The sequence below is a fragment of the Dokdonella sp. genome, assembly GCF_049593775.1.
Taxonomy (GTDB): Bacteria; Pseudomonadota; Gammaproteobacteria; order Xanthomonadales; family Rhodanobacteraceae; genus Dokdonella.
Genome location: NZ_JBAWHJ010000026.1, coordinates 1 through 23,720, shown reverse-complemented (window position 1 = coordinate 23,720; position 23,720 = coordinate 1). Strand labels below are relative to the sequence as shown.

General features: G+C 60.2%; 18 protein-coding genes. 9 read left to right on the top strand and 9 right to left on the bottom strand.

The window, feature by feature from the left end; all coding sequences use genetic code 11:
* Window positions 1–69 precede the first annotated feature (69 nt).
* Window positions 70–2,871 carry a hypothetical protein gene (locus WBP53_RS00975; protein WP_423925026.1) on the top strand — a complete coding sequence of 934 codons (2,802 nt, stop codon included), beginning with the start codon at window positions 70–72 and terminating at the stop codon, window positions 2,869–2,871.
* Window positions 2,872–2,980: 109 nt separating this feature from the next.
* On the opposite strand, the gene WBP53_RS00970 is transcribed toward WBP53_RS00975, so the two are convergent.
* The 3 genes from WBP53_RS00970 to WBP53_RS00960 form a co-directional block, all read right to left on the bottom strand.
* Window positions 2,981–3,880 (bottom strand): alpha/beta fold hydrolase, encoded by a 900-nt coding sequence (locus WBP53_RS00970; protein WP_423925024.1) that lies wholly within the window; start codon window positions 3,878–3,880, stop codon window positions 2,981–2,983.
* A 242-nt stretch (window positions 3,881–4,122) separates the two neighbouring features.
* A complete protein-coding gene (locus WBP53_RS00965) occupies window positions 4,123–4,476 on the bottom strand; it encodes a hypothetical protein (protein WP_423925022.1) in 354 nt (117 codons plus the stop codon).
* Between the two features lie 645 nt (window positions 4,477–5,121).
* Complete coding sequence (locus WBP53_RS00960) at window positions 5,122–5,610, bottom strand: fasciclin domain-containing protein (RefSeq protein ID WP_423925020.1); 489 nt, start codon at window positions 5,608–5,610, stop codon at window positions 5,122–5,124.
* 178 nt (window positions 5,611–5,788) lie between these two features.
* Here WBP53_RS00960 and WBP53_RS00955 point away from each other — a divergent pair, with 178 nt between their 5' ends.
* A complete protein-coding gene (locus WBP53_RS00955; protein ID WP_423925018.1) occupies window positions 5,789–6,754 on the top strand; it encodes a MerR family transcriptional regulator in 966 nt (321 codons plus the stop codon).
* Window positions 6,755–6,758: 4 nt separating this feature from the next.
* Here the strand turns inward: WBP53_RS00955 and WBP53_RS00950 are convergent, their stop codons facing one another.
* Entirely contained in the window at window positions 6,759–7,400 is a 642-nt protein-coding gene (locus WBP53_RS00950) for a sterol desaturase family protein (RefSeq protein ID WP_423925016.1), read from the bottom strand.
* A gap of 358 nt (window positions 7,401–7,758) precedes the next feature.
* On the opposite strand from WBP53_RS00950, the gene WBP53_RS00945 reads away from it, so the two are divergent.
* Window positions 7,759–9,126: an APC family permease gene (locus tag WBP53_RS00945; protein ID WP_423925014.1), complete on the top strand. Its 1,368-nt coding sequence runs from the start codon at window positions 7,759–7,761 to the stop codon at window positions 9,124–9,126.
* A 38-nt stretch (window positions 9,127–9,164) separates the two neighbouring features.
* Here WBP53_RS00945 and WBP53_RS00940 read toward each other — a convergent pair whose 3' ends face one another.
* Both WBP53_RS00940 and WBP53_RS00935 read right to left on the bottom strand, forming a co-directional pair.
* Window positions 9,165–11,009: a putative bifunctional diguanylate cyclase/phosphodiesterase gene (locus tag WBP53_RS00940; protein WP_423925012.1), complete on the bottom strand. Its 1,845-nt coding sequence runs from the start codon at window positions 11,007–11,009 to the stop codon at window positions 9,165–9,167.
* Between the two features lie 9 nt (window positions 11,010–11,018).
* Window positions 11,019–12,161 (bottom strand): FIST signal transduction protein, encoded by a 1,143-nt coding sequence (locus WBP53_RS00935; RefSeq protein WP_423925010.1) that lies wholly within the window; start codon window positions 12,159–12,161, stop codon window positions 11,019–11,021.
* A gap of 254 nt (window positions 12,162–12,415) precedes the next feature.
* Between WBP53_RS00935 and WBP53_RS00930 the strand changes: the two genes are divergently transcribed.
* The 3 genes from WBP53_RS00930 (at window position 12,416) to WBP53_RS00920 (ending at window position 16,317) form a co-directional block, all read left to right on the top strand.
* The gene (locus WBP53_RS00930; RefSeq protein ID WP_423925008.1) at window positions 12,416–12,775 is read left to right on the top strand and encodes an STAS/SEC14 domain-containing protein; all 360 of its coding nucleotides are present in this window, start codon (window positions 12,416–12,418) and stop codon (window positions 12,773–12,775) included.
* Window positions 12,776–13,022: 247 nt separating this feature from the next.
* Window positions 13,023–14,438: a M64 family metallopeptidase gene (locus WBP53_RS00925; RefSeq protein ID WP_423925006.1), complete on the top strand. Its 1,416-nt coding sequence runs from the start codon at window positions 13,023–13,025 to the stop codon at window positions 14,436–14,438.
* Window positions 14,439–14,541: 103 nt separating this feature from the next.
* Window positions 14,542–16,317, top strand: coding sequence for a DUF885 domain-containing protein (locus tag WBP53_RS00920; protein ID WP_423925004.1), 1,776 nt, complete (start codon window positions 14,542–14,544; stop codon window positions 16,315–16,317).
* A gap of 91 nt (window positions 16,318–16,408) precedes the next feature.
* Here the strand turns inward: WBP53_RS00920 and cls are convergent, their stop codons facing one another.
* On the bottom strand, window positions 16,409–17,854 hold the full coding sequence (gene cls, locus WBP53_RS00915; protein ID WP_423925002.1) for a cardiolipin synthase: 1,446 nt from the start codon (window positions 17,852–17,854) through the stop codon (window positions 16,409–16,411).
* Between the two features lie 318 nt (window positions 17,855–18,172).
* Here cls and WBP53_RS00910 point away from each other — a divergent pair, with 318 nt between their 5' ends.
* From WBP53_RS00910 to WBP53_RS00900, 3 genes are all read left to right on the top strand, one after another.
* Window positions 18,173–19,513, top strand: a complete 1,341-nt coding sequence (locus WBP53_RS00910) for a DUF3300 domain-containing protein (RefSeq protein WP_423925000.1) — start codon at window positions 18,173–18,175, stop codon at window positions 19,511–19,513.
* Between the two features lie 46 nt (window positions 19,514–19,559).
* Complete coding sequence (locus tag WBP53_RS00905) at window positions 19,560–20,498, top strand: DUF2950 family protein (RefSeq protein ID WP_423924998.1); 939 nt, start codon at window positions 19,560–19,562, stop codon at window positions 20,496–20,498.
* Between the two features lie 250 nt (window positions 20,499–20,748).
* Entirely contained in the window at window positions 20,749–21,159 is a 411-nt protein-coding gene (locus tag WBP53_RS00900; RefSeq protein ID WP_423924996.1) for a DUF2238 domain-containing protein, read from the top strand.
* Between the two features lie 7 nt (window positions 21,160–21,166).
* Here WBP53_RS00900 and WBP53_RS00895 read toward each other — a convergent pair whose 3' ends face one another.
* Window positions 21,167–21,844 (bottom strand): DUF922 domain-containing protein, encoded by a 678-nt coding sequence (locus WBP53_RS00895; RefSeq protein WP_423924994.1) that lies wholly within the window; start codon window positions 21,842–21,844, stop codon window positions 21,167–21,169.
* Window positions 21,845–22,048: 204 nt separating this feature from the next.
* On the bottom strand, window positions 22,049–23,383 hold the full coding sequence (locus WBP53_RS00890; protein ID WP_423924992.1) for an APC family permease: 1,335 nt from the start codon (window positions 23,381–23,383) through the stop codon (window positions 22,049–22,051).
* Window positions 23,384–23,720: the final 337 nt, after the last annotated feature.

Sequence of the window (23,720 nt, the reverse complement as noted above, 5' to 3'; positions counted from 1 at the left end):
CAGGGCGTAACTTCGGGTACCGTATTCAGCTTGTGCCTCCAATTTGGGGCAATCCGGGGAGTACGAATCGTGAGCAGACGACCATTCAAGTGGTGCGGTGTTGTGCGCGTGTTTGCAGGGATCCTGATCTGTACGGTGGCCACGGCTGCAGTGGCTGCTGATACTTCGGGTAGCGACGAATCCGCGGCGGCGAAAGCTGCGGCCAAGGCGGCGCAGCATGTAACGGCGGAATCCTGCGCGATGCTGGATGACCCGAAGCTGGCCAACCGCATGGACGGACTGCTGTTCTTCCTGGCCAAGGCTTGCGGCCGGCAGGCCGATTTCATCGGCCAGGTAAAGTCCGAAGTTCCATTCGATGTTCTTCCCTATCTTGAGCCGGTCACCGACATCAACGTCAGCGACCCGACCGGAGATGCCGGCAGCACACGCACGCAGAGCGAGAGTTCGATCTCGCTCAACCCGGTCACCGGCACGCTGTGTTCCGCTTACAACGATTCCTACCACGGCGTGTCCCAGAACCTGGGGTTCTCCGGTTTCGCACGTTCCACGGACGGCGGCCAGACCTGGGACGATCGCGGCGCCATAAGCAACGATGATTCAGGGGACCCGAGCATGGTCTGGCGGCGGCTGGACGGAAAGTTCTACTACGCCGCGTTGCGCAACGGTGGCCTGGCGCTTTACCGCTCGGACGACGATTGCCAGACCTTCACCTTCGTCAGCCAGGTCGCATCCGGCAATGATGACAAGGAACTCATGGCCATCGACAACGAGCCGACCAGCCCGCTCTATGGCCGCATCTACATCGTGTGGGTCGATTTTGGCGCCAGTTCTCGCATTTACAGCACCCACTCAACCGATGCCGGCGCGACCTGGTCCACGCAGCTGGCAATCAGTCCGTCCGGGGTATCCGTCCAGGGCGCCTGGCCGACCATCGCACCCAATGGCGACATCTATGTCAGCTGGCTTGCCTGGATGCCTCCGACCGGCTATCCGAACGGCAACCTCGAGATTCCGCTCGTCCGCTCCACCGATGGCGGCGTCAGCTATTCCACGCTTGCGCCGGCGATGTCCAACCAGCCGAATCCGCGTGACGCGGCCTCGACCAGTTCCTGCGGCAGGCCCGCACTCAAGGGCAACGTGCGCTTGCTGCCCTCTCCGCAGATCGTGTTTCGCAACGGCTATCTGCATGCGGTTTATACCTACGATCCGGATGGCTTTGGAACCGGCGACGTGATCAATGTCTACTACCGTCGCTACAACCCGAACACCACCACATGGGACCCGGAAGTCCTGGTCAATGACGACGCGACGACGACCGACCAGTACCAGCCGACGCTTGCCGTCGGAACCGGTGGCCAGGTCACAGTGGGTTACTACAGCCGCCAGCTCGACACGGTCAACAACCTGCTGGTCGACTACTACTCGCGCACCTCGTTCGACAATGGCGTCAGCTGGACGCAGCCCAGCGTGCGCCTGAGCGACGTCTCAAGTGCAATCGTGCTCGATTCGTCGCTGGCCACCTGCTACCACGGCGACTACGACCAGCAATTGCAGGACGAAGATGGTCGCGCCCATTATCTGTGGTCGGACGATCGCGGTGGCAGCCCGGACATTTTTACTGATCGCACTCTGGTCGGGACCGACTTCCTGCTGGTAGCGGAAGCGGGCAACATGGCCGTGTGTGCCCCGAATGACGCCGTCTACACGGTCAACGTCAACCAGTTCCAGGGCTTCACGGAACCGGTCACCCTGCTGGCGTCCGGAATTCCGGCCAACGCAACGGTAGCCTACGGCACCAACCCGGTCATGCCGCCCGGTTTCTCGACCGTGACCATCACCACGACGGGCGTTGCCGCTGGAGATTCGGTGATTGGTGTAACCGGCACATCCAGTCCGAGCGCGATCGTGCAAAGCACGGCACTCGGCCTCAGTGTCTCCACGGCCGCACCGACGGCGCCTGTGCTGACTGCCCCGGCGGACAATGCAAACGTGGTTCCGGTACGCCCGACATTCACCTGGGGCGCCGCAGCACAGGGAGCCAACTACATCCTTGAAGTCGATGATGAGCCCGGCTTTGGCGCGCCGCTGGTCTACACCGCGACTGTTGCGGGGACCAGCCATACACCGAACGTCGACTTCCCGTCCAACACGACCTTGTACTGGCGAGTGCGATCAGACAACGTTTGCGGAGTCGGGCCAGACGCAACAGCCTTCCGTTTCACCACGGTACCGCTGCCGGGCGACTGTCCGATCGGCTCGAACAACGTTGATGTGTATTCAACGGATTTCGAAGGTGACAACAGTGCATGGACGCTGGGAGCCGGCAGTACCGGAGCCAGCAACTGGGCGATCTCGACAGCGCGACCGCATAGCGGAACCAATGCGTTCCTTGCCCAGGATCTGCCAGCTGCCTCCGACCAGCGTCTGATCTCGCCTGAAGTCGTACTGCCCACCGGCCAGGATCCACTATCGCTGATCTTCTGGAATGACCAGACCCTGGAAGACCGAGCGGGAGGCTGCTACGACGGTGCGATCATTGAAATCTCGACCGATGGCGGCACGACGTTTACACAGATACCTGGCACGTTGATGCTGACCGACCCCTACAACGGTCCAATCAGTGGCACCACGAATCCGCTGAACGGATCCAACGCATGGTGCGGTGACCCGCAGCCTTATTTGCGTTCGGTAGTCGACCTGACTTCACATGCCGGAGAAACGGTACGCTTCCGATTCCGTGTGGGCACCGATCTCTCGGTCGGAAACGTTCCCCATGGCTGGTACATCGATGACGTAACCGTCCAGTCATGCGAAGCGGCACCGGTGAGCGATGTCATCTACGTGGACGGATTCGATCCACCCATGCAGTAACGGAATCGAGTACCACGCGAAAGCCCGGGAGGCCGCCAGCAATGGCGGCCTCTTTTTTTGTTTCCAGCGCTAGCGATCGGACTTGCAGAGTCCGCCGGGACCGGCTGCTTCAGGCGCGCAGGAATCCCCGCATCAGTGCGTTGATGCGATCGGGCTGCTCGTGAATGACCCAGTGGCTGCCATCGGGTATCCGCTCGACGACGAGATCATCGACCCACTGCTCGAGACCCTCCAGCAGACTCGGCATCAGTGCGTGGTCTGATTCCCCCCAGATCACCAGTGTTGGCACGCGCACCCGAAAGCTTTCGGGATCCAGCTTCAAGGTGTGCGCACCCGATCCGCTCTGATCGGCAGGGTGCAGTGGCGTTGCGCGATAGTAGTTGACTGCACCGTGCAGACCGCGATTCCAGCACGCGTGGTAGCGGGCACGAACCGTCTCGTCAAACCAGTCAGGCAGTACCGAGGCATGCAGATCCTTGAAGAAGCCGTCCATGCGGGCGAAATTGTCTGCGGCCAATCGGGCTTCGGAACCCTCGGCGCGCAGCCAGTTCATGTAACCGCTGGCAGCGATTTGCGCAGGGTCGTTCGACAGCGCCTGGATGAATAGCCAGGGATGCGGGGAATTGATGATGACCAGCTTTTCAACCAGTTCCGGGCAAGCAATGGCCAGGTTCCACGCAACCGCACCACCCCAGTCATGCGCTACCAGGACAAATTTTTCGTAGCCAAGCGTGGCCGCAAATTGGCACAGGTCTTCCACGATGTGACGAGTGCGATAGGCGGATACCTCGACAGGCATGTCCGAAAGGTTGAATCCGCGCAAGTCCGGTGCCACGGCAAAGTGGTCCGCGCCGAATTCCTGCAACTGTGCGGACCATGCATGCCAGAATTCCGGGAAGCCATGTACGAAGATGAGCAGGGGCTTGCCGGGCTCGCCACAACGCGCGTAGTGAAGACGCGTACCGTTGGCCAGGTTTGCGAACTGGCCGCTTTCCACTGTACTTGCCATAAGCCCCGCTCGATCGACGAAGGCTGGCAATGTAGCAAGATGGAAAGGAAGGTGGAGAATGGGCAGCGAAGCCGGGGGCCCGGACGAGAATTCCGGACAGCTGCCTTGCCGGCTACTGAACTTCGCGAGTCGAGCGTCGCCGCGAATAGGGGATTGGCTCAGCCCGGCGCTTCTCCCGTCAGCGGGAGAAGCGCTGGCTCAGGCCCGTTGGCGGGCCAAATCAATCGTCGTGATGCCTCGAATCAGGGCGAAAGAGCCTTGGCGGCGCGCTCACGGCCAGCAAGATCGACCACGAACTCAACCGAGCTGCCGCGCTTGGCATCCTGGAAGGTCAGCCGCGTCCCTTCCGGATCCCTGCTCAGCGTGATCAGTCCACCTTCGGAAAACAGGCACCGACCGGGATTCAACTTGTCGCGCAAGGTTTCCTGGCAGTCCTGAAGCTCGAAGTCCTCGGCCACGATCTTGACGATCTGGGTATCACCATAGGCGGTGATACGGGCTCCCTCACCTACCGCCTCGACCATGACCGTGTCATTGGGTCCGAAACGAGCGGAAGAAAATAGTGCAGCGGTAAGCATAAGCGTTGTACTGAGCATGAGATGCCCCTCCCTCGATAAATTCCGGCGCGGCAGTACAGGTTCTGGCGCCGGTGTAGCAACAGGGAAATGCCGATGTGTCCGACCATCTTGCGAGTGGCGACAGTCGTTTCGTCTGGCAGTTCCGGGGAAATGTCAAGCAATTTTTGTGCCAGATGTTCAGGAAGCGTAGCTTCTAGCAGACTGGCCGGCTTCCGAGAAGGTTTCTGATCCACCGAGAACGACCGGCCGGCCTCATGGGGCTTGCACAAGTGCCATTGAATCAGAGAGATGGCTCGCTATCGGGATGGCAGAAATGCGCCCGCGCATCGAAGCCAGAAATCCTGTGACGGCAACTCTCCGCACACCTCATGTCCGTCCAGTCGTCGCACCAGCCGCCTCACCTGGGCGATTCCACGGCAGCACGGGACGCAAGCCGGATCGCGAGGCAAAAATTGTCAAACTTGATCGCTGCGTTCGTCAGGTGATGCCAGCGGCAGGACCAGAGTCTTCGCAGTCAAGCCACCTCTGGTCATCACGCATGCGCAAGCCAACACCGCATGCCCTGCCCGATACTCACAATGACGTACGCCCCGTCAGGGAGGGATGACGGGGCGATACGGTCGAGCCTGCGGAAACGCAGCTCGACTCGACAACGATCGGCAATTACGGGATGAGCACGGTGTCGATGACGTGGATGACACCGTTGGATGCCTCGATATCTGCCGTAACCACGGTTGCGTTATTCACCATGACCTTGCCATCAACCACCTTGATCGAGACGGACTTGCCATTGACCGTGTCCGCGCTGGTCAGCTTCACCACATCGGCAGCCATGACCTTGCCTGACACGACGTGATAGGTGAGAACGCCAGAGAGCTTGGCCTTGTCTGCCAGCAGTGCATCGAGCGTGCCCGCCGGCAGTTTTTCGAATGCTGCGTCGGTGGGCGCGAATACCGTGAATGGACCCGGGCCCTTCAGCGTCGCAATCAGCCCTGCCGCGTCAAGCGCCGTGGCCAGGGTGGTAAAGCTGCCGGCTGCGACCGCCGTATCGACAATGTCTTTGGGCGCGGCTTTCTTGCTCATGTCGCCCGCGTGGGCTGCGATGGGCGTAGTGGCAATCATCGCGGAAAGGAGGAAAGAGGAAATTTTCATGGGTCGTACTCCTGTGGGGTTAGGAAAAGCATTGTGTCCAAGGCTTGTCCATGTATTGGACCTGCCAACTGACGCTTGTACGGTATATGTCCAACTATTGGATGTCAAGTAAGTCCGATTTATTGGACAACTCATGAAAATATATGGACAACGATCCACTTCATTCCTACCATGAGGGATGGATGACGCCTCCACCAATGCCCAGCATTCTGTCCGCGTCGTTGCCAGACGAACCGGCCTGTCGCCTGATTTGTTGCGCGCATGGGAGCGCCGGTACAACGTGGTGCAGCCGACCCGAACCAGCGGCGGTCAGCGCAACTATTCCGATGCCGACATAGAACGCCTTCAGCTCCTCGCGAGCGTGACCAGCGCGGGACGCCAGATCGGACAGGTTGCCGGGCTCGACAACGATGCGCTTCGCCGCATGAGCGCCGAAGACATTGCGGCAACACCGGTGCCAGCGTCCATCGTGGCGGGCGACTCAGCCGTCAGCAGCTTTCTGGACAAGGCACTCTGCGCGATCGAAAATTTCGATGCCGGAGCACTGGAAACGACATTGCGTTCGGCGGCACTGCGCCTGCCATCGGAAGATGTTCTTGATCTCCTGTTTGGCCCGCTCCTGATGAACATCGGCAAACGCTGGCAGGAAGGCACCATGCCACCCGCCAACGAGCACCTCGCTACTACCATCATCCGCCGCGTACTGGGCTGGATGATGGATTTTCCGAACGCACGTCAGGATGCACCCAATATCGTTGTCGCCACGCCGGCATTCCAGAATCACGAACTAGGCGCCATGCTGGCGGCGACTGCAGCAAGCCTGGGCGGCTGGCGTGTCATGTATCTGGGCGCCAGCCTCCCTGCGGCGGAACTCACACGAGCAGCCAGGCTGGTGGATGCGGATACGGTGGCACTCTCGATCGTACATCCGACCGACGATATCCGGGTTGCCAACGAGCTCCGGGAACTTGGAAGCTCACTGCCTGAATCAGTCGGGCTGGTGGTCGGTGGGGCCGGCGCCGCAGCGTATTCCGGCGTTCTCGAGGAAATCGGCGCACATCGGCTGGATTCAATCAGCGCGCTGCGTGCATGGCTGCGCGGCAGGGAAGAACTACACCGACGTCCTGCCAGCGACCCGGCGTGAGGACTCAGCCTCGCCGTGAAGTGCGCCGGTAGCGCGTCCCCAACACGTAATCCCAAAGCGGCGTGGTGACGCCGAAATTCTGGTTCGGATTGTGGTGGTGGACGTGGTGGCGTGCCGCCCAATTCCGCATCCACGGCAGCCGAAACCGGGTGGCATGGATGGCGAAATGACTCAGGCCATACGCGACATAGCCGAACGCGATCGAACCGCCGAGCAGGCAGGCATGGCTGGCCGGCACCACCATGGCAAACACCAGCGTCAACCCCAGCAGGATCGCCGAAGGCAGAAAGAATGGCAGTGCGTCATAACCGTGCGGATCGAGATGATGGGCATCGTGGCCGCGCCTGTACATTGAAGGAGGCCCGTGGAATATCCAGCGGTGGAAAACGTACTCGATAAAGCTGAATGCGAGCAGCCCGGCCATGACGGTGAAGAAGTCAGCCAGCCACGAGCCGGTGTGCTGATGCACGCCCGCCGCAAGCAGCGCCGTGGCGAGGCTGCCGGTGAAGACGAACTCCAGCCAGTAGTTGGTCTTTGTCGTCGACATGCGGATGATGCTGTCGAGCAGGGCCGAGCCGAACGCTCGCGGTGACGAGGACAGCAGGCTGACGCCAGTCGATAGCAGGGACTTGAAGGAAGCAATCAAGGGAGTGTCTGCGGGCCGTAGTGAAAGGGACGTCGGATTGCCATGACAGGATCCAAGCGGGCATCTTCTGCGCCCATATTGTCGCAAAGCCCGTAGAGTAAAGCTTCAGCATTTCTCAATTGGCCGTTAATTCCGCACGCTGATTCGCAGTTTGCGCGAGGAACTACCCGGAGCGCATGATGCGAAAGCAGATCATTTGCGCCGCAAACCGGCATCCAGCCAGCTTGCAGAATCCTGATGCATACCGAGCTTTTGCTGTTGCCATGCGCGCGCAAAACCGGCTGGCTTGTCCGATGGTTTCCGGGGAAGGGGAACCAGCCGACAAGTGATCGCACGAACGACAAGGGGAGATCGCTGCATGTCGGAATCGGTACCGCCAGTATCAACCACCCATCGCGGACACTTGTTGCGCGTCCTCGGGGTCGCCTTCGGCCTTGCCGTCATGGTCGGCATGACCATAGGAATGGGCATCCTGCGCACCCCAGGCGAGATTGCCGCCCTGGTTCCATCCACACACATGTTCCTGCTGGTCTGGGTTCTTGGCGCAGTCTATGCCCTGCTCGGTGCGATGAGCCTCTCGGAACTGGCCACGCTACGGCCACGCTCAGGCGGCCTGTATCCGATGGTGCACGATGCATTGGGGCCGTTCGCAGGTTTCGTCTCCGGCTGGACCGACTCCCTGGCCTATTGTGGAACCATTGCGGGCGTCGCGATTGTCTTTGGTGAATATATCGGCCCGTTGGTGCCCTTGCTGGATGGCCATGAAGGGCTCACCGGTTCAGCGGTCGTAATCGCGTTTACCCTGCTGCAATGGCAAGGCGTGCGGGTGGGCAACGTGGTTCAGCTGCTGACCAGTTCGCTGAAAGGCCTGTCCCTCGTTGCGCTGGCCATCGCCGCCTTGGTCATGACAGCACCGGTAGCTCCGACGTCCGTCGTCCTCTCGAATGCACCCGTGATGCCGATGGGTATCGCCCTGATCGCAGCCGTTGTGGTCGCCTTGCAATCGGCGATCCTCACTTATGACGGCTGGAGTGCGCCCACTTATTTCGGTGAGGAAATCAAGGATCCGGGCCGCGAAATTCCACGCTCGATCATCGGCGGCGTCATCCTGGTCATGTTGATCTACATGGCCCTCAACCTCGCCTTCCTGCATGTGCTGGGCATCGAAGCCATGGCCGGGGATCCATTCGTGGCCGCCAGCACTGCCAGCCGCCTGTTCGGCCCGGCCGGCGATACCGTGATGCGTGTCCTCATGCTCGTGTCGCTGCTGGCTGCCGTGAATGCCCTGCTTCTGTCGGGATCAAGGGTCAGCTACGCCATGAGCTGCGACGAGCTGATGCCGGCCATACTCAAACGCGTCAACCGGGGCGGCACGCCCATCTATGGCCTGCTGCTGCAATCTGCCGTCGTGCTCGCGCTGGTTGCCACCAACACCTTCAATACCCTGGTCTCGCTGCTGGCATTTTTCTTTGTTGCCAACTACGTGCTCGTATTCAGCTCGCTCTTCGTGCAGCGGCGACGGGTGCCTGAAGCGCCGCGACCGTTTCGCGTTCCCTTCTATCCCGTTGTGCCGGGACTGGCATTGGCGGGATCGGTGGCCTTTCTCGTGGCTACCATCTGGAGTGATCGCAACAACAGCCTGATCGCGACGGGTTTGCTCCTTGCAAGCTGGCCTGCCTTTCGGCTGATGCGCTTGTGGATGAAAGCAGACGTTGCCGACAAGTGATCTCGAGGATGGCGGGCGCAATCTGTCTGCGCCCGCACTCAGCCTCGCTCCCTGGCGGCGATTGCCAGAGTCTGCAGCACGTCATCCAGAGGCGCCGGCTTGCTGTATAGAAATCCCTGATATTGACTGCAGCCGATGACAGTCAGGCACGCCTGCTCGGCTTGCGTTTCCACGCCTTCGGCAATCAACTGGATGTCCAGCGCCCGTCCGAGAGCGACGATGGTCTCGACGATCGCCTGGTTGCCCGGATCCGAATCGATATTGCGCACGAATGTCTGGTCGATTTTGAGAACCCCGACCGGCAGACGGCTGAGGTAGGAAAGAGAGGAAAATCCGGTCCCGAAATCGTCGATGATCACTTCGATGCCGCGGCTGCGCAGGGCTGTCATCTTGGCGCTGGCCGCCTTCTTGTTGTGGATCAGGGTGGTTTCGGTCAACTCGATGGCCAACAACTCCGGGTTGGCACCCGACTCTTCGATGATTCCGAACAGTACATCGACGAGGTTGTCCTGATTGAACTGCACGGGGCTGACATTGACCGAGACCTTGCGGAAAGTCGACGGCAGATTCGAGTCCTGGAAGCGCCGGATATCCGCACAAGATTTCTCGAGAACCCAGCGCCCCAGGTCCAGCATCAATCCGGTTTCCTCGGCAATCGGGATGAACTGGTTGGGAACTACGTCCGTGCGATAGGGGCTGTTCCAGCGAATCAGCGCTTCTGCGCCAATGCAGCGTCCAGCAATGTCGTGCTGGGTCTGGTAGTGCAAGGCGAACTGACCAAGATCCTTCAGCGCGTACTGCAGTTCCTTTTCTATTTCACGTCGCCGTTCAAGTTCGGAGGAGAGCTGTCGATCGTAGTAGACCGAACTGTTCAGCCCGGAAAGCTTGGCCTGGTACATCGCTGTATCAGCGCGTCGCAGTATCTGATACGCACTGCAGTCGCCATCAGGAAAGATCTCGATCCCGGTGGATGGTGTTACGTAGAGCAGATGGTCGCCCGCCAGGATCGTTCCGGAGAATTCATTGCGGATGCACTCCAGAAGTGCGTCGACGTGACTGACCGCTTCGGACTGGCTGGATGCAATGCCGCGCAGCAGGATCACGAACTCATCCCCGCTCAAGCGACTGACGATCCCGGTGTCGCCCAACAATCCCTGCAACTTGGTCGCCACGGCAATCAGCAGCTGATCGCCGATGGCGTGCCCCAGCGTGTCATTGACTACCTTGAACCGATCCAGATCCAGGAACAGCAGGGCACCCAGGGTTCCGTTTCGATCCGCCGTTACCAGCTCGGCCTCCAGCAACTGCATCAGATACCGACGATTGGGCAACTGGGTCAGGTCATCGTGCAGCAACTGGTGAAGGATGGTTTCCTCTGCCTTCTTCCTTGCGGCAACGGCCAGCAGCAAACCCTCGTGCTCGATGGAAGCCTGGCAACTCAGGCCCAGGCGCTCTATCAACGGCTTGAGCAACTCGATGATCGATTGTTCCAGAGGCCCCTTGATCCGCTGCAGGGTAACGACCCCGAAGTTGCCAAGATTGAATGCGTAAGTGTGATTCTCGCTGCCTTCTTGCTGTTGATGCACACAAACCACCGCTTTGTCCGCGCCAGGCCCGAACGCCGATGGCATTGGCGCCGGAGAGTTCAGCGGCAAACTGAAGTAATGCGACAGGGCCACACCGTTCGTCTCGGCATCGGCACTCAGTTGCACACTGCCGTCGGCCCGCTGCTGGAAGTGGAAGTGCACGGCGGCGAGCCCGAGCCTGCGCAGGCACACGCGCGAGAAGACAAGCAACATCGGACGCAAGCGCAACGCCATGCCGATTGCCATGCCGAGCTCGTGCTGGATGGAGACATACTTGAGCGTGTTGCTGAAGGGCACGGCCAGGCCTCAGTACACCGAAACAACAGTGGACTTGTTCATCAACTCGATTGCGCCGCACTTCGAGTTCGCTATTTCACCCAGGGTGAGCGCACCCACGACGCTCGCGACCCCGGGAAGCGCCGAGTTGATCGCCTGCAGTTCCGCTGAAAACCGGTCATCGAGGAAGAGCACGCGACTGATGCAGTCGAATGCCAGCGCCCTGTACGAAGACGGATCCTCGCCGTTCATTCGAGCGCGCCGGTGACGCAGCGCGCGATCTGCTGCTTCGCCCGCCGACGCAATCAGCAAGGGAGCATCCCCCTTGAGCAGATAGACCGTTGCGTTTTGCGGCACCTCGCCTACGCACACCAAATGCTTGTCGACGCAGCGAATCGGATCGCGCACTAGAAAATCGCCGTCGACACTTTCAATGCCAAGCGGGTAGGTCTTGGAGATGGAAAAGAAGTCCGCCTCGGAAAAGCGCATCCCCGAATGCGCCTCTACAGCCTGTCGATATACGTCAAACGCGGGCCTGAAATTCAGCTCCTCAAGTACATTGGCGCGAGAACGGGTGACCAGGAAGGGGCCTTCCAGCTTCTGCCAGCCATGGGCAATTCCGCTGTCGATCCTCGACTGCAGGGAGACCAGAAGTGCCGCATCCTCGATCATGCCTTGCGGACAGAACAGGCTGGGACGCTGGACGAAATCAAGGCAGCCGGCGCCCCCACCGACTACGGGAGCTCGTGCGCCAAGAATTTCGTAGAGGGAGTCGACAAAGGATTCGATGTTGGACGACAGGCCATCCACCAGGGTAATCAGGGATGTGGCGCCTTCAAGAAACGAAGTCAGCACCTGCAACTGAGGCTCGAGGCCAGGTTCGTCGGAAAGACCCTCGACAACGGCGACTTCGACCGCCTCGCTGAAGCCAATGACCAGTGTGCCGCTGGTGTGGCGTTGTGCGCCATGGATGATGTTGGGGAAGATTCCGCCGAACACGGGCACCGAGAGGGATTGCAGCCATGGGTTCACCTGGTCCGGCTGCCAGGCGTCGGCTTCACTGGCCAGGATCATCAGGCTTTTGGCTCCGGCCTGCACCAAACATTGCGCATTGGCCTGCAAATCCGCGATGCGACCACCTTCGAAGAAGCAAGCGTGCTTGTCGTCTTTCATCGCCACGCCCCTGCGTTACCGGCCGCCCCGACCGATTGATGTCCCTTGCCGGCTGGATCAGGGAAGTGAGCCCTTGACCGATCCCGGTACTGGCAGCTCTCATTTCATGGCTTGGCCCAGTCAAGTGCATCGATCGAGGATGGGTGCTTGCCTGTCACGCCAGTGTAACGCAGGATCATGCACACACTGGACAGAGTTCACTGATTTTATGATTTGCCTGAACCGACACGACCATCTATTCCCGGGAGCCAGCAATGGGCGCTGAAGTCATCAGTTTTACTGACAATATCCTGACCATGAAGATCACTGGCAAGTTGACAGAAGCCGAACTCAGGGCCGCTCAGTCCGAGTCCGCCATGCTCATTCGCCAGCATGGATCGGTGCGCATCCTGGTGGTGGCCGAAGATTTTCAGGGCTGGGACAACGCGGGTGACTGGGGCGATCTCTGGTTCCAGGCCGAGAACGACCGATACATCGCCAAGCTGGCCCTGGTCGGCAAGAAAAAGTGGGAGGAACTCTCACTGGTTTTCACGGCCAAGGGCATGCGGCCGTTTCCGATCGAATACTTCGCACCCGACGAGGAAGCCCTGGCGCGAGCCTGGCTGGAAGACTAGCAGCGTCGAATGCCACTTGCAGGTGACTAGGCGTAGCCCGGATCGCCGCGTCTGGAGCCGCTCTGGAATGAATCCATTCTGCTCGCCTGCCTGGAAAAACCGCAGTGCCCATGGTCATCGGGCCGGGTAGCAGTTCGCAAGATTCGGCCTGGTCTGCTGACGAACGGCATGCGCGAACTCAACCCGTTCCTCAGTAACCTGTCTGACCCACGGATTGCCGGGCTTTTTGGAAAGGGGGGAAGCGCCCATGAAGTCGTTCAAGATCGCGTCCTGTGTTGCGGTGCTGGCGATCCTTGCCCTGGCGCAATGCGCTTATGCGGCGCAGCCATCGACGATGCGTGTCGACTACGTTCACAGTGGAAATGCGCTGCAGGACATCTACAGCATGGAACGCGTCGTGATCGAACCCTTGCCCTGGCCCGGCAACACGGCGCAACGCATCGACACGCTTGACCGTGGCGCCTATTTCTTCGATGTCGTCGATCGCGCCAGTGGCGAGATCCTCTATTCACGCGGATTCGGCTCGATTTTTGGCGAGTGGCAGACGACCGCCGAGGCGCACGAGCAGAATGCGGCGTTCAGCGAGTCGTTGCGTTTCCCGAAACCCGACAAGCCTGTGCGGATCCGCGTGTATGCGCGCGACGACCGAAACGCGTTCTCGATGGTCTGGACCCAGGATATCGATCCCGATGGTGTGGACGTGCGCCGTGCACATGCGCCACTGCCTTCGCCGCTGGTCGCGATCCGTGAAAACGGGCCGCCAGAAACCAAAGTGGACCTGCTTATCCTCGGCGATGGCTATACGGAGAAGGAGCGTGAAAAATTCATCGCCGACGCGAGACGACTCAGCGACGCCCTTTTCGATGTCTCTCCGTTTCGCGAACGAGCCCAGGATTTCAATGTCTGGGCCCTGATGGCGGCAGCGCCCGAGTCCGGCGTTGCGCGGCCATCCGGCGGGCTGTTTCGCTGGTCGCCGCTGGGCACGCGCTATGACGCATTCGGCAGCGAACGCTATGTGCTGACGTTCGAGAACCGCGCCATGCGCGACCTGGCCCAGTACGCCCCCTATGAGTTCGTCGAAATCCTGGTCAACAGCGAGACCTATGGTGGTGGCGGCATCTATGGCCTCTACAGCACGGCTGCAGCGGCCAACGCGTGGTCAACTTACCTGTTCGTGCATGAATTCGGCCATCACTTCGCCGGTCTTGCCGACGAGTACTACACGTCACCGGTCAGTTACGAATCAACCGGCGAACGGCGCGAACCCTGGGAACCCAATGTGACCGCCCTGCATGATCCGGACCGCCTGAAATGGAGTGCGCTCGTGCAGGAGCAAACGCCACTGCCCACACCATGGCCAAAGTCCGAGTACGAGGAAAACTCGCGCGAATACCAGGCCGAACGTCGCAGGTTGCGCGAAGAGAAACGCCCCGAATCGGAGATGAACGCGCTGTTCAAGCGTCAGCGGTCTTTCGACGAAAAGCTGTTCGCTGCGGCCAAATACAACCAGAGCATCGGCGCATTCGAGGGCGCCAATTACGAAGCCAGTGGCTACTATCGTTCTCAGATGAATTGCATCATGTTCACGCGAACGAGAAATTTCTGCCACGTTTGCAGCGATGCGATCGAGGCTTCTATCAATCTCTACAGCGCAGCACCCTAGCTGACGGCCGATCCTTCCACGGCATGAGTGAGGGCTCCGCACGGCATCTTCACGGCTTCATGCTCGACAGAAACATTTTGCATCACGCATCAGGAGAACTTCCATGAATCGCCTCGCCGCCTGCGCCAGCGCAGCCATCATGATCCTGGCCACAAGCGCGTTTGCCCAAGGCAACGCACCGGCCTCCGCCACGGCAAGCAAGGACCTGCGATCGCTGTTCGATACCGAATGGGAGCGCGGACTCATCGAAGCGCCAGAAAATGCCAGCTACAACGGAGACACCCGGTTCAATGACCGCTGGTCCGACTACAGCCTGGAGGCCATTGCGAAAAGCCAGGCGGCAGATCGTGCCGCACTCGAGAAGTTGCACGCGATCAATCGTTCGGCTCTGTCCTCGGCCGATCAACTCAATTACGACACGTTTGAATGGCTGCTCGAAAAATCGATCGAACGGCAGAAATTTCTCGAATTCCTGCAGCCGGTTGGCCACCAGGGCGGCGTGCAGAATGCCGATGGCATGTCCGAGATTCTTCCCTTCGACACGGTCAAGGACTACCAGGACTGGCTGCAGCGCATGCAGAAGCTGCCTGCAGTCATCGCCCAGGTCACGGTATTGATGCAGGAAGGCCTCAAACAGGGTGTCATGCCGCCCAAAATCCTGATGCAGCGCGTACCGTCACAAATCGCCGCACAGGTGGTAAAGGATCCCGCCCTCAGCCCGTTCTATCGCCCGTTCACGAAGTTTCCCGACTCGATTGATGCATCCGAGCAAGCCCGCCTGCAGACCGAGGCCAGCAAGATCATCCTCGACGACATCGTGCCCGCCTATCGCAAGTTCGGCAGCTTTTTCGAGAAGGAATATCTGCCGCATGCGCGCAAGTCGATTGCCGCCGTGGACCAGCCAGATGGCAAGGCCTACTACGACTTCCTTGCTGCCTACTACACGACTACCGACCTCACCGCAGCAGAGATCCACAAGATAGGCCTTGCCGAAGTTGCGCGCATTCGTGCCGAGATGGAGAAGGTAAAGACCCAGACGGGATTCAAGGGCACCCTGCCGGAATTCTTCACCTTCCTGCGCACCGACCCGCAGTTCTATCTGAAGACACCAGAGGCCCTGCTCGAACGCTATCGGGCGGTTTCAAAGCGCATTGATCCTGAAGTGGTCAAGGTATTCCATGTCATTCCGCGCATGCCCTATGGCGTGCGCCCGATTCCGGCCAATATCGCACCCGATACCACCACCGCGTACTACATGCCCGGCGCAACCGATGGAAGTCGTGCCGGCTTCTACTATGTAAACCTCTACAAGCCCGAAGTGCGCCCGACATGGGAGATGATGCCGCTCAGCCTGCACGAAGCCGTGCCCGGACATCACTTTCAGTTTGCGCGCGGGCTCGAACTGGAAGGCGCTCCTGATTTCCGACGCACCGCCTACTTCGTTGCCTATGGCGAAGGCTGGGGTCTGTATGCCGAGCAACTCGGCTTCGACATGGGGCTGTATGACGATCCATACGACCACTTCGGCCAGCTCACCTACGAGATGTGGCGTGCCGTTCGCCTCGTCATCGACACCGGCATGCATTCAATGGGCTGGAGCCGCGACAAGGCAATCGCCTATTTCAAGGACAATGCGGCCAAGACCGAGCAGGACATCGTCAACGAAGTGGACCGCTACATCGGCACGCCAGGCCAGGCATTGGCTTACAAGATCGGCCAGCTGAAAATCTCGGAGTTGCGTTCCGAAGCTGAACGCAAGATGGGAGCCGACTTCGACCTGCGTGCGTTCAATGACGCCGTTCTCGCAACCGGATCCGTGCCGCTCAACGTCCTCGAAAACCACATCAATACATGGGTGGATGCCGAAAAGGCGGACTGAACTCCGCACTCAACCGAATGAGTATGGCAGTGACAGCATCTCGGGCCGGGGATGCTGGCCGTGGCGGACCGACACGTCCGCCACAGTTGCCTTACAGCACCGGACCGAGCAGGCGGAAAGTGTCCTCGACGAATTTTTGCCATCGCGGTCGACGACGCCACTGCTCAAGCGTGAGCATCTCCGAATCATCGAGATAGGTATTCTGCAGTGCGCGCAAGCGCGCGCAGAACTCCTTGTCATAGACGAACAGCGATATCTCGAAATTCAGCCAGAGGCTGCGCATGTCCAGATTGACCGAACCGAACACACACGTCTGTCCGTCGATGACCAGACTCTTTGTGTGAAGCAGGCCCCCCTTGAACAGGGCGATATCCACACCTGCCTGCAAGAGGGTATCGAAACTGGCGACGCTTGCATGGCGCACGAGCAAGCTGTCGTTGTGCGCGGGCACGATCAGGGTTACACGCGCGCCGCGTTGTGCGGCGGCCAGCAACGCAAGAATGAAGGATTCATCCGGCACGAAATACGGCGTGGTCATGACGATTTCACTGCGGGCGTTGTAGATCGCAGTGAGCAGCAGCTGGTGGATGCCTTCGGGCTCGAGGTCAGGTCCGGATGGCACCACCTGGAGAACCATTCCGGTCTGTTCGGCATTCTCCGTCCCGGCCACTACCGGCGCCTCGAACGGCTTGCGGGTTTCTACCGCCCAGTCCAGTTCGAACACGGCATCGAGCGATGACACCGCGGGACCACTGATTCTGGCCATCGCATCGACCCATTGTCCTGCGCCCGAATCCTGCTTGAAGTAGCGCGGATCGACCAGGTTCTGGCTGCCGGTATAGGCGATGTCCTCGTCGATGACCACGATCTTCCTGTGATTGCGCAGGTCGGCCCGCGATCGAAGGCTTGGAATCCGCCCCATCGGCAAGGCGATCTCGAATTGCACGCCCGCCTCACGCAGTCGCCGCAAATGCGGCCCCTGCAGGAAGACCTTGCTACCGAGTGCATCTGCCATGGCCTTGCACTGCACTCCGCGTTGCGCGGCTCGCACGAGTGCCTCGACCACATCCAGCGTGCGGCCTTCGCCGTACCAGATGTAGAAGGCCAGATGACATCGCCGTTGTGCCCGATCAATGTCCGCGACGATGGCATCGAAAATGGCCGGATAGTTGTCCAGAAGCGTGATGCCTTGACCTGCCTGCGGGGGAAATCCATAGAGCCCCTTGGCCAGGCTCGCGAGTGCGCCAGCTACCGGAGCGCCTTCAAGTGAGCTGACTGAGGCATGGCCAAGGCCACGCTGCCATGCCTGCAGATCGGGCAAATGCGCCCTGGTGCGCGCCACTCGGCCTCGGCCGAGGCGCTTCTCGCCAAACAGCAGATAGAGCGCGGCACCCACAAAGGGAACACTGAAGATGATCGCCAGCCATGCACTGGCCACGCCAACCGGTGAACGTCGCGAGATCACACGCAGGGAAAGCCCGATGACGACAAGCCAGTGTGTGATCAGCACGCCAGTCGAAATGGCATGAATACTCATGGCATCAATATTCCTTGGTAGATGGCCCGATATGCACGTCCGTCGCGCACTTCGCGCAGGTGGTCGCAACAATGCCAGAGGAGTCCCGGTAGTGGACTGTAACGGCAGTTGGCGAGACTGCAACAATCCTTGACAATCCGGCCACGACAGCCAATTTCGGCGGCTTGTGTCCCATCTGGATCCGGGCTGGCGCTGTTGCGCGATCATTCCTGTTTGGGGCACGCTATGATGCCCGCGATACCGATCTGTCTGGTCGAGTCCGCGCAAAACTGGCCGGGCCGGCCACCACCCACGAAATTCACCGAAGGAGGATCCGCCATGGCGCGATCTGTCATCGCCGCAACATTGTCTGTCCTGATCATTGGCGCACTTGCGCTGGCAACGGCACCGCGTTCCGTTGCGCAGGATCAGGCTGCGAACGCCGCCGCAGGCGCCACCGACTCTGATCCGGCCAATTCAACCACGAATCTCAGCGAGGCTGAACTCGGCGATCTGGTGGGCCGCATTGCACTGTATCCGGACGACCTGCTCGCGCTGATCCTGCCCGCTTCGACGGTTCCGCTCGAGATCGTTCAGGCCCAACGCTTCCTCAAGGAGGCCGCCGGGCAGAAGGATCCGCAGCCACCGGAGTCGCTGAGCGAACCGGTGAGGAACCTGCTCAATTACCCGGACATCATCGATCAGATGAACAATGACCTGGCCTGGACGCAGAAGCTTGGCGAAGCCGTGTATGACGATCAGCAGGCCGTGATGGACGCGGTACAGCGCTTCCGCATGCTGGCCTATTCGGCTGGCAACCTGAAGAGCGACGACAAGCAGAAGGTTGAGGTCAACAACCAGACCGTCATCATCGAGCCGGCCAAGCCCGATGTCATCTACGTGCCGCGCTATGAGCCGACCACGGTGATCTACGCGTCCGCCTACCCGGTCTGGGGCTATTGGCCCACGCCATATCCGGTCTACTACTACCCGTATCCGCCCGGCTATGCATTCGCGCGCGGCGTGTTCTGGGGCGCGACAGCGGCCTGGGCGTTCAACTGGCACAGCGGCGGCATTGGTTGGGGCCCTCGCGTTGGCCACCACAACACCAACATCAATATCAACCGCAATACCAACATCAACATCAATCGGCCGGGTGGCGGCAATTCGGGCACCTGGCGCCCCGGTAATGGCGGCGGACATGGCGGCAATCGTCCCTCGACGCGACCTGGCGATGCCGGCTTCCGGCCGAACATCAACAACCGCCCGTCCACCGGCGCTGTAACGCGACCGGGTGCCGGTACTGGAAACAGGCCGAGTGCCGGATCTGGCAACCGACCAGGTGCCAGTGCGGGCAATCGTCCGGCCGGCGGTGGCAGTGGAAACTTCCATGCGCCGACAACACGACCGGCGACGCGACCGACCAGCAGCGCTGGCCTGCGACCGTCGACATCGGCGGCAACACGCCCAACGAACAATGCCGGCCTGCGGCCTTCGACCTCGGCGGCTTCGCGATCCAGTGCAGCTCGCTCGCGAGCCGGGGCAAGCTCGCGCGCGATGTCGCCGCGAACCAGTTCCTACGGCGGCATGTCGGGTCGTCAGGCACAAGCAGCCAGTCATCGGGGCAGCATGAGTCGCGGTAGTGGCGGAAACAGAGGTGGCGGTGGACGCAGGCGCTGATCTGCACGCGCTCCAGCCCCCGGTCACTACTCAGGAATCCAATCTCATGAAAAAGCAAGAATTCTCCATTCGTTCCGTCCGCCTTGCGATCCTTCTCGCCTTGATCGTTCCCGCCGTGACGGCATTTGCTGCCGACGGCAAGAAGGACTTCAACTCTCCCGACGAGGCTGCCAACGCCCTGATCGAAGCAGCTCGAAGCAATGATGACGCTGTGCTCAGCTCGCTCTTTGGCAAGGACAGCGCCAGGATCGTGCAGGATGGCAAGGACCCTGGCGTCGCTGCCGCACGTGAACGATTCGTGGCGGCAGCCGATGAAGTCCTGTTGATTCAGGAAAACACCGCCGACAACGTCACCCTGCTCGTCGGAGCGGATGCATTCACCTACCCTGTACCGCTGATCAGGAAGGGCCAACGCTGGGAGTTCGATGGCGCCGCCGGTGCCAATGAGCTCGCCAATCGTCGCGTAGGGCTCAATGAATTGATGACGATGACCGTGCTCGAGGAACTGCCGCTCGTGCAGGAGGAATTCGAATCCGTTGCACGTGACGGCTCGAATGTTCGCACCTACGCGCAGAAATTCCTGAGCGACCCCGGAAAGCACAATGGCCTGTACTGGGAAGCTGCGGAAAACGAAGCGCAAAGCCCGCTCGGACCCATGCTCAAGGACATTGATACCAGGATCGCGACCAGCTATTACGGCTACAACTACCGCATGCTCACCCGTCAGGGCGCGGCAGCTCCGGGCGGGGCCTATGACTACATGGTCAATGGCAACATGATCGGTGGATTTGCAGCCATCGCGGTACCGACACGGTACGGCGAAACGGGCGTGATGACCTTTATCGTCAACCGCTACGGCATGGTCTATCAGAAGGACCTGGGCGAGCAGTCGGCCGAGATCGCGAAAGCGCTGACGAGCTATGACCCGGATTCGAGCTGGAGTCTTGCCAGGGATGAAGCTGCCGAATCGACGGCAAGCGAATAGGCCGGCGCACGAGCCGGCCCTGAAAAGGGCGGAATCCGGCAACATGGACCGCACGCGCTGGCTGATTGGCGCGTCGGTCTCCTTGCTCGTTTTCCTGGCCTGATCGGGAAATCACCCGTACGACCACGCCACCTGGTTCAGGGCGGTGTCGCCGGTCAGGGTTGCCCTGCCGTTCCTTTGGGCAAGTTGTCTTCGCTATCCACTGACCACCCTGCTCTACTGCCGCATCTTCGTGCATGCATAGAACCGCATGCTGAGCGGAACCTGCACTCATGCTCGCGTAACGCCAGGTTTCGAGTTGCAGGAATGTCTCAGCATGCAGCGCCATCCATGCGAAAAGACAAGACACCTGACGCAGGGTTTTGAGCCGGCGCTGGCAGCAACCGAATTCCTGATGCACGGCGGTCGGCTTGTTGCCCGAAAAATGTACGTGTTCGAGGTGATCTGCATCGTGTTGGCGATCAGCGCGAGCGACGAATTGATCGCATGGGGTGCTGCGCTTGTCATCGGCGCCGACGAATTTCGCGGCACCCAGGCCAATGGCCTGGACACCGAATCGGACATGTTTTGCGCTCTCGTCGGAGCCTTGGCCGCCGTGACATTTTTCTCGCGCTTGCATGACCGCCAGTTGCATCGACTCGCTGCAACCGGCGCGTCCTGACCGCGCTCTATTCTGCGGGGAACTTCCGACTTCTGGTGCTGCGCAACTTCGAAAAGGCATCAATTGAGGGCTTGCCCTGGAGGCCTGCATGCTCGGATTGCATCCAGTCGTTTGCCGCAGACAGATCCCGCTGGCCGTTCCTGGTCAAGCGATCGTAGTAGGCCTCGCGCCGTTCCAGCCTGTCCAGCGCATTTCCAAGCGCGATATCGACGCCTGCCCTGGCAGACAGGCATCGTTCTTTCGGTTCCAGTTCCGTCAGAGTTTCGCGCAAGGCAGAAGCTGCCTGCAGAACGTTCTGCCGGTGTCCTGCTTCGTGCCGGACAAGCCGCTCAAATGACGTCTGCCATTGCTTCTGCAAGGCAGCATCCACCTTCCGGCTGGGCTCCCACTGCGGCAGGACCGTCGTGATCTTGACGACGATTTCCTGCTGCAACACTCGGCACCGGCCACCGACTTTCTCGAGCTTCGAGATCACCTCGAAGGTGCTGCGCGTGCTGCCGTGGCGAGTGCTTCCGTCTACCTCGGCAAGGGTTTCGAGCTGGGCCTGAATCGTGCGATAGGTGGTGCCGGTCACCTGGTAGTGCTCGACGTGATCGACGATCTTCAGTTCAGCAGGCGATTCTGCCGCCAACGCAGAACTGATCGGCAAGACCGCCGTGAGAATCAGCAGTGCGACCTGGCGCAACGTTGGCCGATACCCGCCAGAACATCGGTTGCGCAGCCGAGCGCACCCTGCAGCCATCTTGCAGACAAGGTACGAAGGGGCTCTTGCGCATGTCGTTGAGGTGCTTGTACTGAGTCGCATGATGAAACTCCGTTTCCGAACCCCGGTTGCACGATAGACGCTCATGTTGCGGCTATCGCAACATGAGCGCGTTTCCGGGGCGAACTAGCCTTCTGGCCGATCATCCTCGCCGATACTCCTGCGTCGCAAAGTCCTCGTGTAGTAGTACAGGAACGAGCCTGCCACCATGCAGCCTATTGTCACAAGTACCGAATCCAGTTTCACCTGAAGCAACAAGGCTACGCAAACCAGCAACGAAATGCCCATCCAGACCAGGCTGCCAGGAAGGTGCATCGCATCGGGGCCGCCTCCATGTTTCCGGCGCAAGCGCGGCATGCCAATGATGCAGACGAAGTAGAGAACCAGCCGCGCGAGTACGCTCAGCCCTGCCAGCCAGACGAAGCCCCCGGTCACGGCGAATGCGAAGCTGGCTGCGCCATACAGGATGATCGATGGCGCTGGCGTGCGAAAACGCGGGTGCACACGCCCAAGTATCGGCGGCAAGTGCCCGTCGATTGCCATTCGATAGGTCAGGCGTGGCGTTGAGAACATCGCACCGAGCAGATTGCCGCCAACCGAGGCAATGATTCCGAGCAACATCAGCAAAGCACCGGCCTCGCCGATTTGCGCCTGCGCCACATCGACCAGGGGTCGTGGCGATTCGGCCAATGCGGGCAGCGTTGTGAGGCTAACCGCTTGTATCAGCGTGTACAGCAGCGCGCAGACTGCCAGTGCAGCGATCAGGGCTCTCGGAATATCGCGTTTCGGATTGCGCGCTTCTCCGGCCGGCACCACGCCGCCCTCGAATCCGACATAGGCATAGATGACCAGGAACACCGCGGCGCCAAGGTCGGTGATTTGCACGGCATTGCGGACATGAGGAAACAATTGACCCACGTCGAAGCTGACAAGTCCGATGCCGACCAGGACGATCAGCGGCACGATCTTGACCACGGTCAGAAGGCCAAGGGTACGCACCGCGCCACGGGCACCGATCACATTGAGCAGGGTCATCATGGAACAGATGACAAATGCCAGGGCAATCCGCATCGATCCGCCCATGGCATCGGGCCAGAGATAACCGAGTGAGGTAATCAGCAGATTGAGGTTGGCTGCAAAGGACAGCACCCTCGAAATATAGTAGAGCCAGCCGACCTGAAAGCCGGCCATTGGTCCGAACGCGCTGGATGCATACAGGATCGGTCCACCAGTGCCGTGGAAGTAACTGGACAACTGTGCGAAGCACAACATTATCGGCGCAATCATCAGGGCACAAAGGATGAATACCCAGACACTGCCTTCACCTGCCAACTTGGCCAGCTCGCCGGGCAGGCCGAAGATCCCGGCGCCAATCATGCCGTTGACGATCAGCAACCAGAACCCGATTACCGAGAGTTGTCGCGGCAGCGATTCCTCATCGTGATTTCGACTTGCGGGCATGCTCGACCTCCGGCTCGTTGTAGTGATGCCAGCGGCAGCTGGCACGGGAAGTGCTCAAAATTCACGGTGTGCGCGTGATGCCTGCGTGATGGCTCATGCCAATGAACGTCCGACAGTCCGTGTCACGATATCCGATTCCATGCACTCTCACCGGCTCGTCCGGCGCCCGTACCTGAACGAAAATACCAGAGCCACCTTTTCCCGCATGTGTTTTTCATTCGGCTATGCTGGGTGGAATTGGCAATGAAGCAGTCCATGACTGACGCATCCCCTCCAGCGCTGGCCAACGATATTGCGTCGCCTTTGCGCTCAAGGGCTCAGGAAACCCTGTATCGAC

Excerpts from the sequence above, each read along its gene's own strand:
- WBP53_RS00970 (WP_423925024.1), bottom strand. The coding sequence starts at position 3,880 with ATGGCAAGTACAGTGGAAAGCGGCCAGTTCGCAAACCTGGCCAACGGT.
- WBP53_RS00965 (WP_423925022.1), bottom strand. The coding sequence starts at position 4,476 with ATGCTCAGTACAACGCTTATGCTTACCGCTGCACTATTTTCTTCCGCT.
- WBP53_RS00960 (WP_423925020.1), bottom strand. The coding sequence starts at position 5,610 with ATGAAAATTTCCTCTTTCCTCCTTTCCGCGATGATTGCCACTACGCCC.
- WBP53_RS00955 (WP_423925018.1), top strand. The coding sequence starts at position 5,789 with ATGGATGACGCCTCCACCAATGCCCAGCATTCTGTCCGCGTCGTTGCC.
- WBP53_RS00945 (WP_423925014.1), top strand. The coding sequence starts at position 7,759 with ATGTCGGAATCGGTACCGCCAGTATCAACCACCCATCGCGGACACTTG.
- WBP53_RS00935 (WP_423925010.1), bottom strand. The coding sequence starts at position 12,161 with ATGAAAGACGACAAGCACGCTTGCTTCTTCGAAGGTGGTCGCATCGCG.
- WBP53_RS00930 (WP_423925008.1), top strand. The coding sequence starts at position 12,416 with ATGGGCGCTGAAGTCATCAGTTTTACTGACAATATCCTGACCATGAAG.
- WBP53_RS00925 (WP_423925006.1), top strand. The coding sequence starts at position 13,023 with ATGAAGTCGTTCAAGATCGCGTCCTGTGTTGCGGTGCTGGCGATCCTT.
- WBP53_RS00920 (WP_423925004.1), top strand. The coding sequence starts at position 14,542 with ATGAATCGCCTCGCCGCCTGCGCCAGCGCAGCCATCATGATCCTGGCC.
- cls (WP_423925002.1), bottom strand. The coding sequence starts at position 17,854 with ATGAGTATTCATGCCATTTCGACTGGCGTGCTGATCACACACTGGCTT.
- WBP53_RS00910 (WP_423925000.1), top strand. The coding sequence starts at position 18,173 with ATGGCGCGATCTGTCATCGCCGCAACATTGTCTGTCCTGATCATTGGC.
- WBP53_RS00905 (WP_423924998.1), top strand. The coding sequence starts at position 19,560 with ATGAAAAAGCAAGAATTCTCCATTCGTTCCGTCCGCCTTGCGATCCTT.
- WBP53_RS00900 (WP_423924996.1), top strand. The coding sequence starts at position 20,749 with ATGCTGAGCGGAACCTGCACTCATGCTCGCGTAACGCCAGGTTTCGAG.
- WBP53_RS00890 (WP_423924992.1), bottom strand. The coding sequence starts at position 23,383 with ATGCCCGCAAGTCGAAATCACGATGAGGAATCGCTGCCGCGACAACTC.